The organism is Arthrospira sp. PCC 9901 (assembly GCF_059013425.1).
The window spans coordinates 2,591,546-2,602,974 of sequence record NZ_CP102296.1; the positions used below are offsets into that span (position 1 = coordinate 2,591,546).

General features: G+C 42.2%; 11 protein-coding genes. 5 read left to right on the forward strand and 6 right to left on the reverse strand.

The features are described 5' to 3' along the window. Positions 1-56: 56 nt before the first annotated feature. Both NLZ44_RS11285 and NLZ44_RS11290 read right to left on the reverse strand, forming a co-directional pair. Positions 57-1,073, reverse strand: a complete 1,017-nt coding sequence (locus tag NLZ44_RS11285; protein WP_008048708.1) for a succinate dehydrogenase/fumarate reductase iron-sulfur subunit — start codon at positions 1,071-1,073, stop codon at positions 57-59. A 45-nt stretch (positions 1,074-1,118) separates the two neighbouring features. Then, entirely contained in the window at positions 1,119-1,511 is a 393-nt protein-coding gene (locus NLZ44_RS11290; RefSeq protein ID WP_006670643.1) for a 6-pyruvoyl trahydropterin synthase family protein, read from the reverse strand. 52 nt (positions 1,512-1,563) lie between these two features. Here NLZ44_RS11290 and cobU point away from each other — a divergent pair, with 52 nt between their 5' ends. Beyond that, positions 1,564-2,130: a bifunctional adenosylcobinamide kinase/adenosylcobinamide-phosphate guanylyltransferase gene (gene cobU, locus NLZ44_RS11295; protein WP_493752811.1), complete on the forward strand. Its 567-nt coding sequence runs from the start codon at positions 1,564-1,566 to the stop codon at positions 2,128-2,130. Between the two features lie 3 nt (positions 2,131-2,133). Here the strand turns inward: cobU and NLZ44_RS11300 are convergent, their stop codons facing one another. From NLZ44_RS11300 to NLZ44_RS11315, 4 genes are all read right to left on the reverse strand, one after another. Then, entirely contained in the window at positions 2,134-4,197 is a 2,064-nt protein-coding gene (locus NLZ44_RS11300) for an FHA domain-containing protein (RefSeq protein ID WP_493752812.1), read from the reverse strand. A gap of 36 nt (positions 4,198-4,233) precedes the next feature. After that, a complete protein-coding gene (locus NLZ44_RS11305) occupies positions 4,234-5,706 on the reverse strand; it encodes an FHA domain-containing protein (RefSeq protein ID WP_493752813.1) in 1,473 nt (490 codons plus the stop codon). Between the two features lie 92 nt (positions 5,707-5,798). Further along, positions 5,799-5,873 (reverse strand): hypothetical protein, encoded by a 75-nt coding sequence (locus tag NLZ44_RS11310; RefSeq protein ID WP_493752987.1) that lies wholly within the window; start codon positions 5,871-5,873, stop codon positions 5,799-5,801. Then, positions 5,843-7,258, reverse strand: coding sequence for a WD40 domain-containing protein (locus NLZ44_RS11315; protein WP_493752814.1), 1,416 nt, complete (start codon positions 7,256-7,258; stop codon positions 5,843-5,845). The genes NLZ44_RS11310 and NLZ44_RS11315 overlap by 31 nt, the downstream gene beginning before the upstream one ends. Before the next feature lie 299 nt (positions 7,259-7,557). On the opposite strand from NLZ44_RS11315, the gene NLZ44_RS11320 reads away from it, so the two are divergent. From NLZ44_RS11320 to NLZ44_RS11335, 4 genes are read left to right on the forward strand one after another with little or no spacing between them, the layout of a single operon-like run. After that, complete coding sequence (locus tag NLZ44_RS11320) at positions 7,558-8,457, forward strand: hypothetical protein (protein ID WP_493752815.1); 900 nt, start codon at positions 7,558-7,560, stop codon at positions 8,455-8,457. 18 nt (positions 8,458-8,475) lie between these two features. After that, positions 8,476-9,474, forward strand: a complete 999-nt coding sequence (locus NLZ44_RS11325) for a hypothetical protein (protein ID WP_315639023.1) — start codon at positions 8,476-8,478, stop codon at positions 9,472-9,474. A gap of 53 nt (positions 9,475-9,527) precedes the next feature. Continuing rightward, the gene (locus NLZ44_RS11330; RefSeq protein ID WP_493752816.1) at positions 9,528-10,454 is read left to right on the forward strand and encodes a hypothetical protein; all 927 of its coding nucleotides are present in this window, start codon (positions 9,528-9,530) and stop codon (positions 10,452-10,454) included. Between the two features lie 59 nt (positions 10,455-10,513). Then, positions 10,514-11,410 (forward strand): coiled-coil domain-containing protein, encoded by an 897-nt coding sequence (locus tag NLZ44_RS11335; RefSeq protein WP_006624996.1) that lies wholly within the window; start codon positions 10,514-10,516, stop codon positions 11,408-11,410. The last annotated feature ends 19 nt before the right edge of the window (positions 11,411-11,429 follow it).

Consider the following 11,429-nt stretch of genomic DNA (forward strand, 5'->3'; position numbering starts at 1 on the left):
TCAACCCACCCTAGTAGCTTAATCTGCTAACTTAATCTGCTAATTGTTCAGGGAAATTATGGCTTTTCCTTCTCCAAACTTTGGACAGACTCAATGAGCGATCGCACTGTTTTAGTTCCCTCAGAAGGTTCAAAACTAAACGGAAACTTACCCCGTAAAAGCATCCGAACACCCAAAGGACCAATACTGAGAATACCTCGGACATCTCGTAAGTAGTTACCCACAACCATTAAGCCAAATTTACGCTCATCAACCCATCCCCCTTGCTTCACCAGTTCAACCATAACCTTACGGTGGCGCACAGGACGACTATCAGATGGCTGCTTACGTTCTAATATTTCATGCTTAATCTTACCAATTTGGTCCATAGGAGCCACTTCCATCGGACAAACTGTATTGCAGTTGTAGCAACGGGTACAGCCCCAAACTCCCTGAATATCCTGGTTATACTGTTCTAAACGTTCCTCAGTGCGTGCGTCACGAGAATCAGCAACCATTCTCTGAGCCTTAGCCAGGGCGTGAGGACCGACAAAAGCCGGGTTAACCTCTTTGGCATTGCATTCAGAATAACAAGCGCCACAGAGGATACAATTGCCATTTTGATTCAAACTTTCCCTTTCTTCGGGAGTCTGGAGAAACTCCCGCTCAGGAATTTTACGCGCCTGTGTACTAACATAGGGTTCCACCGCTTCCAGGTTATCCCAGAATTGGGTCATATCCACCACTAGGTCTTTGATTACAGGCATATTACCCATGGGCGCAATGGTTAATACAGGAATCTCATCGCCGCCTGTATAACTTGAATTAGCAGCAGCAATGTCTTGTAGGCGTTTGACTTCACTGGCCACATTTTCTTTACAAGCTAGGGCGGCGCGACCATTAATCCTCATTGAACAACTACCGCAGATGGTATTTCGGCAGTTTTTGCGAAAGGCTAAAGTGCCGTCAAGTTCCCATTTGATCCGATTTAGACTATCTAAAATAGTAGTAGCTGGATCAACATCTAGCTGATAACTTTGCACTTGCGGCGCGCTTGAAGCAGTTTGCCGGATAATATTAAATTGAACTTTCATGTGATCAAACCAAGGTCTTTGCCTATTTTTGCCTATTATAATAAATCAGGTTTCGTCTTCATACTCAACCCAGGAATTGGCTGTTTCGGAAACCATGACTTTTAGCTGTACTCCCTCTGGGACTCGCTTTTTGGTTTCATCATAGATAAATTTGGCAATCATTTCGGCGGTGGTTTCGTAGTTGGGGGGTAATATTTCATTGAGAAGACCGTGATCAAGTCCGCCTTTGCTGACATCTTTCTTGGCCCATCGCAGGCTGCGGAAATCGGCAACCATCACCGGGTGGGGACAAAATTCGGATCCGTGCAGTTGGTTTGATGTGGCTTCTACTCGGACTTTATAGGTGTGTCCATGGAGGCGACCACAGGGGCCGTTGTAATCTTTGATATAGTGGGCGCTATCGAATGTAAATTCGGTTGTTAGTTTCCATTTAGACATGGGTGGCTGACCTGTGGTTTTGGTAACTGTTGACAATTAGCAAAAAATTGGGATGACTGATACAGGAAGATTAATTTTAGTAACTGGTCCGGTGCGATCGGGTAAGAGTGAGTGGGCGGAAAATTGGGCGGAAAATTACGCTATAAATTACCGCAAGTCGGTGATTTATATAGCCACATCTGGTTTTGATGATGACGATCGCGAATGGTGCGATCGCATTCAAAAACATCGCGATCGTCGCCCTTCCGATTGGACAACTTTAGAGGTTCCCATCACATTATCAACTACTTTAGCATCTGTGGCAACGGCGGATAATTGTATTTTAGTAGATTCTCTGGGGACTTGGTTGGCTAATTTATTGGACTGGGAAGAATCACAATGGGAACAGGCGGTTACGGAGTTATTACAGGTTTTATTAACCGTCACTGGACCCGTGATTTTAGTGGCTGAGGAAGTCGGTTGGGGGTTGGTTCCCCCTTATCCCTTGGGCCGCCTTTTTCGCGATCGGCTAGGGGGTTTAGTCCGACTGCTGGGGACTCATGCTGATTCCGTTTATTTAGTTACTGGGGGTTATGCGTTAGACTTAACTCGCTTAGGTGTCAAAATATCCCCTGATTAATAATTAAAGTCTCTTGAATTTTTGCACTTCCGCGAAATCTTTTTCCAAATTCCGTTGGCTAGATTGATATTGGTCTTTTTGCATCCGCAACTCTAACTGATGTTTTTCGCTATTGAGTAAATAAGCATTATAGCACTCATTAACCGCCTCTAAATCATCTCTAATTCTTCTTTCCTCCTGTTCTAAAGCATAGCCCATATTTTGGACAATATTATTGCTGACATTTTTAATAAAAGATTGATAATAGCTATTCATATCTTTCTTGAGTTTTTCAGTATTATCTTGAATTTTCGCGGTTTTATCTTGATGATAAGATATCAGCGTAGTCACCATAAAAATAGGTAACAAGATCGCCACTATCCTACCTTTGACATCCCCACCCGCTGGAATAAATAAACTACCCATCAGCATAATAGTTCCCACGCCAGATATTACCTGACCTTTCAGATTTTTAAATAAATAACCGAACAAACTCGGTTGTTTATATCGACTCTCAAAAGTTGGTTCAATCACAGAAGCCTGTAATATGCTTCTAAAATCTATATCTTCTGGGGGGTGAAATAGGGATTCCGACCATGATAAATTAGGCACAAAGTTCAGGATATCATAGATACGTTTTAGCAGCCCATTTAAACCATCACCGCCATAAAAATTACCAATCCTTTGCCATTCTTCAGAAGACCATTTTATCAACTCTGTTTGACAAACATGAATGGCTTTTAAGTGCAGATATTGACCCGTAGCATTAGGATTATCTCCTGCTTGTAGTCGCACATATAAATATCCGCCCCGCTGGACTCCGCTGGAATGTAAATCATCAGTAAACTGTTGGATTTTATAGAATAAACTACTTTTCCTAAACTCATCTAATAAATTATTTTTTGATTGATTTAAGTCATTTTTAAGCATTCGGAAAAACTTATCCTTCTCATCTCCAGCTTTTTTTAAAGCCTTTTTCATATCATCTTTTAAATCATTAGCCTGTAAAAGACTAAGCTGTGCTTCCATTTGTTGATAACTCTGTTTAATTGCCTCAATTTCTCGTTCTAAAACCTGTTCGATCGCCTCTAGTTTTTCAAGAATATTTTGGCTGAAGCGTTTTAATAATAATTTTTCTCCCTGATTGGCTGCCAGTTTTTCTAAAAAATCATAATGTTTATCTAGTTTCTGCTTCACTTCTGCTTCAATATCTCCGGGATTATATGCTGCCAAATCTCCTGGTAAATCGATTACCTCAACCCCAGGATATTCGGTATTTAAACTGTTATATATATCCTCAAATTTTTGACAATCTAAAATTACAAATATATGCTCTATTTGGTTTTTAATTGCTTGCTGAATTGCCGATTTATGACTCTCTGAGAGTAGCTGTTCCTCATCAATGATTATATATAGTATATCCCCATCAGTTAACGCCTTGGCGCTGGCTCCATTGTTCATTGATGGATTAACTGGCTGTGATGCTTGCAGATGTAAACAAATACAGCCTGTAATAGGTATTGCAGAACCCAAAAAAATCGATTCATCACCAGTTAATAAATGATGATTTTCTAGCGGCGCATTATTAATAAAACTGCCATTGGTACTGTTCAGATCGTTAATTTCCCAGCCGCGAATATTACCGTTAAAAATGGGTTTAATTTCCGCGTGTTTGTTACTAATCAAATGATACTCATTGGCAATTTTTACCCGACAACTACGATGGCGACCCACTTGGATAATCTCATGTTCCGAAAGAGGATAACGCTGGATTTCTGACCCGCTTAATCCATCAACAATAATTAATTCTGGAGATAACTGGGGTCGGGTTTGGCTGATTACCTGAGTTTCCCATTCATAGGATTCTAACAAATTAGGGCGATCGCTTAATAGATTGTAAAAACTCTCGCCTATCTCCGGGGAACTACTAACAATTTTACCTCTCAGTTTTCCGCTGTTTAACTCAGACTCTAGCTGTTCCAGGGTTTTGGCAATTTCCAGATAAGCTGGGTCTCGGTCACTTCTCAACCCCAAAAATCTGTGAATTTCCTGTATTCTAGTCGCGATTTTATCAGTTTTTAAAGACATAATCGAATCCCCAAAACTTAACTTTAATTTAGCCTATTACCACAGCAGAGGACCTTCTACCTGCTCAGGAATTGCTGATGGTGTTGCTGGAGGTGGTGGAACATCTCCCGTGGTTGCGGGTGGCTGATTGGTTTGTTGTGGCTGCGGCTGCGGCTGTGGCTGTGGCTGTGGCTGTGGCTGTGGCTGTGGCTGTGGCTGATTGGTTTGTCGTTGCGCTTCTTGCTTGGCGGCTTCTGCTTCTCGCTTGGCGGCTTCCGCTTCTCGCTTGGCTTCCTCCGCTAGTCTCCTCGCTTCTGCTGCTTCCGCATTCAGCCTTTCTTGGCGCTGTTGTTCCGCAATGCGTCTTTCTTCCTCCCGTTTCTGATCATTAGCGCGATCGATAATTGGTTGCACTTTTTGTTTCCAATATTCGCTATCTTGTCGCGGTGGTTCCTCCAATAATGCTACCCTTTCAGTTTCGGCGATCGCCTCCCTCCAAGCCTCTCGGTTCAACGCCTGTCTCGCATTTTCTAGGTAATTCTCATTCCGATTCCACTCCTGCTCCCATTGGGAAAGTTCTTGCTTAACTCTGGCGGCGTTGGGACTCGTTTCGGGGATAGCTTCAGCAATTTTTACCGCCTGCTGATAATTACCTTGGCGATATTGTTCCTGCGCTAATTCCTCCATCCGTTGAGATGCTTGCTTAAAGAAATTTTGCGCTTCTGAGTAGGAAGAAGTATTTTCGGGAACCTGTAAAGCCATATCGATCGCACCCCGCCAAGAACCCGCTTCCGCTAAACTATTCGCCTGTTTCATTAACACCGCCGCATGACCATCCTCACAACTTTTTAACAGTCTTGTTAACTCGGATTTTAATACAGGTGTCATCCCGGTAGTTGTCGGTTCTATGGTTAATGCCGTTTTACAAGTCTCATAAGACTCCTGGGATGCTACCATATTACCCTGTTGATGATAACTAGCTCCCTGGTCTAGTGCTTGTTCCGCCTCCGCGATCGCATTTCTGATCGGTGCAGCAGCCTGCCATTTATACACCCAAAATCCTCCCCATCCCAAGCCGATCATTAATACCACTCCACCCAACCAGGGTAATGCTTTCTTAACCGGAGAAACTGGCGGCGGTGGTGGCGGTTCCGGTGGTGGTGGCGGTAGTTCTAACCCTCCCGACACTGGCTGGGTTCCAGCGGCGATCGCTGTGACTTTAAAATCTATATTTCCTAACTGAATATGGCTGCCATTATTTAGGGGTTCCTCACCCACAGGTAGCAATTTACCATCTACAATTGGCGGGTTACTTTCCCGTAGCGATCGTAGATAAAATTGGTGATTCTCTGGACTAAAAAAAATTTCGATATGTAGACCGGATACCGTCTGATCCACGCACACTAAATCACAGCGACTCCCATCTCTACCTATACGGAAAACTCCCGGATGTTTGCTGGGTTGGTTGGCTCGAATACTGGCGCTATTCAACCTTCCCTCTTCTGCCCACTCTAAGGTTAGTTCAGCCATGAATCTGCCGCCTGCTATTATACTGGAAACTCTCTACTCCATTTTAGTAGATATTCCCTGGATTGGGTTAATCTTTTAACATTTTGTAAATCTTAGATACACCAAATTTTGATCTGATTGTCTTCACTACCACTAGCTAGATTTTGTCCATCGGGACTAATGGCGATCGTCCTACTTGCCAACTATAACCGGAAATAGTGCGGATTTCTGTCTGCGTTTCCCATTGCCAAACTTTCACCGTTTTATCATCAATTCCAGCAATTAAAATTTTGCCATCTGGACTAAACATCAGAGCATTAATCGCCGTTTTACCACCCTCAATAGTCAAGATTTCCTCCCCTGTTTTTACCTGCCATAGTTTAATGGTTTTATCTCCACTACCACTGGCGATAATTTCACTATTAGGACTGATGGCTAAGGCAGTTATAGCTAATCTGTGTCCTGATATATTGAGAGTTTCTAAACCAGTTTCGCGACTCCATAATTTCACGATTTTATCACCACCGCCACTGGCGATAATTTCACCATTCGGCGCAAAAGCAATAGCATTAACTGCCATTTTATGACCCGCTAAGGATTGGATTTCTTCTACTGTATTAATATCCCAAAGTTTGATGGTTTTATCTTGGCTACCACTAGCTATAATTTGACCGTCGGGACTGAAAGCAACTGCGTTAACTCCTGATCTGTGTCCCTCAAATGTGCGGATTTCTTCCCCATTACTCAGGTTCCAAAGTTTAACGGTTTTGTCAGCACTCGCACTGGCTAACATTTTACCATCTCCACTGAAAGCAACCGATCGCACTGAGTTAGAATGTCCCCCTAAAGTTCGGATATCCGCTTCTGGGTTCAGAGTCCACAAACTTCGACCCGGTGCTGATATTTCCCCTGCTTGTATCCCGAAAATCTTACTCTGACTCTTTTCGTCTTCCCCTTCTGACTCCGCTACAGGTTCGGGTTCTGACTCAATTATCGGTTCGGGTTCCGACTCAATTATCGGTTCGGGTTCTGACTCCGCTACAGGTTCGGGTTCTGACTCCGCTACAGGTTCGGGTTCTGACTCAATTATCGGTTCGGGTTCCGACTCAATTATCGGTTCGGGTTCCGACTCCGCTACAGGTTCAGGTTCCGACTCAATTATCGGTTCCGCAATGGGTGGGAGAGAATTATCAGAAGTTGGCGGCTGAGGCTTGGTTTGATATTCAAATACAAATTCGGGTCCATCCTCACTAAGTTTAATGCGATCGCCTGCTTGGAGGGGATGATTTACCACCATACGCACACCATTAATAAAAGTGCCATTGACACTATTAAGATCCTCAATTTCCCACAGTTCCACAGAACCTTCTAATACTGGCTTAATTTTAGCGTGATACCGCGATACCATTGTATATTGAAGAGAATCAACTACAATCTGAGCATCTTTACCACGACCCAAAATAACTTCTTTAGCCGCCGATAAATCATACTGAAACACAGGATGATCTGGTTGTTTATTACCGGGGATACACAATTTAATGACAGCACATTTGTTTAGGTTAGATTCAGACATATCGACTAATCCAATCAACTATAATAATTTGGGGGGTTATGCACAATATAGGGTGTCCGCTCCCTGATTAAGTTAAGTTATCTGAATATATTATGCTCGATTTTGCCTCCCTCGTCAATTGTAAAAAAAACCTAAATTTTCTGCTCAAAATTAGATAAATATGGTAAGATAAGCAACCCGCCATGCTTTCTATCAAAAATTGTAACGTAATTGTGGGCATCTCAGTGTGAGTTAGCATATAATAAAAGCACGGCAATTTTCTCAACCCATCCCCATCATTAAATTGGGAGGACGTTAGTATGGCAGATATTGCAACCATTGAAGATTTAATCGAACAGAATGAGGCGAGAACCCAAGCCTTATCTGAAGAAGTAGATCGAGCCATGATCAGTGTAACTCAGGTTGAGCAGTTTCTGACAGCGATCGATAATAACTTAACCGTCGCTGGCGACACCGCTAAGGCTCAATTTGAAACGATGCTCGCTGCTCTCAACAGCACCGACGAAGCCATAGAGAGTGAACTAGAAACGGCGAAAGAAAACCTAACCAGTCTCCAGGAAAAAATTAGCCAAGTTGATGAAAAAGTAGAATCTACTTTAGCGGAGATTAAAGCTAAGTTAGATGAGTTAAAAAGCCACGCCGCCGAGATATTATCAGATTTAGAGTCGGAGGCTGAGTCAACCAATTCGGGGTTATTGGAACTTTCCCAACAGGTGGAAACATCAGAGGCGGAAACCCAGACCCAAAGTGAAACTGCTAAGGCTAATGTGGAGGTATTTCGCAATAAAATAGAACAATTGCAGGAGGGTTTTAATAGTCAAAAAAACAGCCTTTTTGAGCAATTCGAGGCTTTACAAGGTGAAATTCAGGAAAAAATTGAACAAATTGCCTCGGATTTTGAGACATTGCGATCGGAAAGCAATAACCAAAAATCCGAGATGGAAAATGCCTTAGATACGGCTTCGGAAGACGCTATCAATACGATAACTAATAAATTTGTGGATGAGGCGAAAAGTCAGCTTTTAGAAAGTGCAGAATCTCTGAGTGAGGCTCTCAGTGCTTTAGGAGAAGCTGGAGAGAAATCCGAGGAAATGTTAGACGGACAATTGGGGGATATTATCGATAATATTAATGATGTGGTGGACGCGGTGCGACCGGTTTTAGATGTGTTGTCAAGAGTTAGAGATTTATTAGGTTAATTTTAGGGAGTTAAGACCATGGCGATCGCTGAAGATTTTGGTCAATCATTAGAAGAATCGGCTGAGAATTTAACCAACTTGTTAAATGTCTTAGATCAAGCCTATGATCAACTTGATCAACTCTGTGAACAATTGGAAGGGGAGAGTGACGACCTGGAAGAAACCCCAGAAATTGTCGAAACCTCATTTTCTAATTTGGTGGAAACCCTAGAAACTGAAGAGTCTAATGTTACCTCGGCTCAAGAGGAGTTGATTTCGGCCTTAGAAGAACTAATACAAAGTATTTCTGATGCTGAAGGTAGCCTAGATGAAACCTCAGCCAATATCGAAGAAAATTACAGCACATTTGAATCTGAGTTAGATAATGATATCGCGGAAATGGATGGGGATATGGATGAAACCCAATCCACATTTGAGGAACTAAAAGACAGCTTCGAGCAACTAACAGAAGCGATAAATCAAGCCATGGAAACCACTATCGGGGTGTTTGAAACCTTGGGTGATGCGATATCGGATCTTGAGGAACGAGTGACAACCAATCAGGAAGAAACAGAAGGTGATTTTGAGGGTTTATTTACGGAAATTTCCGATAATCATAGGGACTCGTTAGAATCATTGTTGGGAAACTTTAGCCAATTTTTGGCTCAAGATAAATTATCAGAAATTACTGATGATTTTAGTAATTTTAAGGGGGTTTTGACGGATGTATATAACACCCTTGGTAGTCAAGCGACGGCAGTAGCCGATAATCTTCAAGAAAGGGGAAGCGCAATTTTTGAGAATGTCAAAGATTATGCTGAGGACTCGCTCAAGGACAATTTGGAGGATTCCTTTAAAGATGCTATTGATGATGTGGTCTCGGATATGATTGACGAGGTAGGAGAAAATATGGTTATGATGAAAGTGGGAGCGACCGTTACTTCATCACTAACTCCGATTTTACCGCAAATTGTAGCAGCTAAGGTCGCCACCGGAACTATTAAAGAAGTTTTGAGTTTGGGAGGCATTTTATCTTGAGTTTGACGGTTGAATGCTGCTTGTGCTTATTCAAATATTAAGGAGAAGTGACAATGGAAGAAGTTTATAATTCTTTGGCTCAAATGTCTTCGGTAGCACCGGATAAATTAAATAGTTTAATTGGGGGAGCTACAGAAATTAAAGATGCGGTGCGTGTTCTCGAGTCTAATGTTGAAGAAAAACAGGGTTTAATTGAGGCTTTGATGGAGCAAATAGCTGATGCTTTGAATGAATTTCAGCAGGAGGTTGGGGAACAACAAACGGAAATAGAAAGTGAGGTGGAAGAAACTAATAATATTGCGGAAACTTGGCAAGAAATTATTAGTGAGGCTCAACAACAATTAAGCTCGGAAATGCAGACGGCTCAGGAAAAATTAATCGCTCTGAAAGAGGAGTTGGAGTCGGGTAATGATGAGATTAATAATGCGGGAGAAGAAGCACAAAATAGCCTGACTGAATTACAGGCAAAGTTGCAGGAGGGTCAACAGCGACTTCTGGAGGCTCAAGAAAACCTGAGTGATGCTATTCAAGTTTTGCGAGATAAAATTGAGGAGGCAAAAAATAGCGCTCAGGAACAGGTAGAAGAGTTAAATGATCAGGTGAATGAGGCTGAGGAGGAAGTGAGCGATCGCCTGGAAGAAATGGGTAATAGTTTTACGGAAATTCAGGGAGAATTTGAAACTAAAATCGGTGAAATTACCAGTGACATTATTGAGTCAAAAATTGATGAATTACTGGATGATTTACAGGAGAAAATCGAAACGGAGTTAAAAGACTTGACTGATTCTGCGGTGTCTGAGGTGAGAGAAACCCTTGACAACATGATGGATAAACTCAGGGGTGCGAAAGATGATGCGGCTAGTCATAGACAAGTAATTAGTCCGCTAATCGACCAGTTAGAGGACTTTATTCAACCTATGGAACTTTTAGTAGACTCGGTGCGAAGTTTGGCGAGTAAAGTTGGGGTTTCTTTTGGTTAAATAACCCTAAATCTATGGGAATCAGCAGAATTTGATATTACGGAAATTAGGAGTTAGAAATGACTTTAGAACAAGCAGCCAATGAAGTGGTTTTAAAGATGACTCAATTTTTAGAAAAAATTGACTTGGAAGAGGACCGCATTGATAATTCTCGCCAACAGTTAGAAACGATAACGGAAGAAGTGGAAACTGACTGGTCAAGCCTACAAGAACGCGCTGAGGAACTGTTAGAAAAAATAGCGACCGGGAGGGAAGAGTTGGCGGCGGAACGGGAAGCGGTTAGTAATGAACTTGGGGAATTACGGTCAAAAATTGAAGCAGCACAGGAAGAAGTTAATCAAGAATTAGAAGAGACTCAAGCTGCTTTATCTGATTTTTATAACCGAGTTGAAGCGGTTACGCCAGAGTTGGTTGAGGTGATTAACCAGGTAGGAGAATCGTTTAATGCTCTGACGCAAAAGGCGGGGGAACTGAGCACAGAACAGGAACAAAACTTATCGGAAACTCAAGAGTTTATAGCTGAAGAGGTGAAAAGTGATATCGAAACTCACCAGTCAGAAATTGAGGAACGGAGTGGCGATTTTGAAACTTTTATCGGGACAACTATTCCTGAACTGAAAGATGTGTTGAGCGAATTTACGCAACAGGTTAATGAAATTGTTGAGGGGGTAACAGACAAGGTACAAAACTTACAGGAAGTGGCGGAAAAAACGGCTGAAGATACAATTGAGGAAATTACGGAATCTCAACAGGGTAGAATTGAGGAGTTGTTGGATGCTGCTAACCGTTTAAAGGATATGATGGAACAAATTAGTAATATCATCGACCAAACCAGTGATACGGTGGTGACGACTAAAGATACTATGGTTGATGCAGCAGATACTACTAGCACCGGTTTAAATGCGGCGATCGGTATTTTTGATGACCTCAAAAGTATTTTAGGAGGGATTTTGTAATTATTGATAACTGCTGCTG

Bases quoted from the DNA above. Each gene is read 5' to 3' on its own strand.
- NLZ44_RS11285 (WP_008048708.1), bottom strand. From the start codon at position 1,073: ATGAAAGTTCAATTTAATATTATCCGGCAAACTGCTTCAAGCGCGCCG.
- NLZ44_RS11315 (WP_493752814.1), bottom strand. From the start codon at position 7,258: ATGTCTGAATCTAACCTAAACAAATGTGCTGTCATTAAATTGTGTATC.
- NLZ44_RS11335 (WP_006624996.1), top strand. From the start codon at position 10,514: ATGACTTTAGAACAAGCAGCCAATGAAGTGGTTTTAAAGATGACTCAA.
- NLZ44_RS11300 (WP_493752812.1), bottom strand. From the start codon at position 4,197: ATGTCTTTAAAAACTGATAAAATCGCGACTAGAATACAGGAAATTCAC.
- NLZ44_RS11320 (WP_493752815.1), top strand. From the start codon at position 7,558: ATGGCAGATATTGCAACCATTGAAGATTTAATCGAACAGAATGAGGCG.
- NLZ44_RS11325 (WP_315639023.1), top strand. From the start codon at position 8,476: ATGGCGATCGCTGAAGATTTTGGTCAATCATTAGAAGAATCGGCTGAG.
- cobU (WP_493752811.1), top strand. From the start codon at position 1,564: ATGACTGATACAGGAAGATTAATTTTAGTAACTGGTCCGGTGCGATCG.
- NLZ44_RS11290 (WP_006670643.1), bottom strand. From the start codon at position 1,511: ATGTCTAAATGGAAACTAACAACCGAATTTACATTCGATAGCGCCCAC.
- NLZ44_RS11305 (WP_493752813.1), bottom strand. From the start codon at position 5,706: ATGGCTGAACTAACCTTAGAGTGGGCAGAAGAGGGAAGGTTGAATAGC.
- NLZ44_RS11330 (WP_493752816.1), top strand. From the start codon at position 9,528: ATGGAAGAAGTTTATAATTCTTTGGCTCAAATGTCTTCGGTAGCACCG.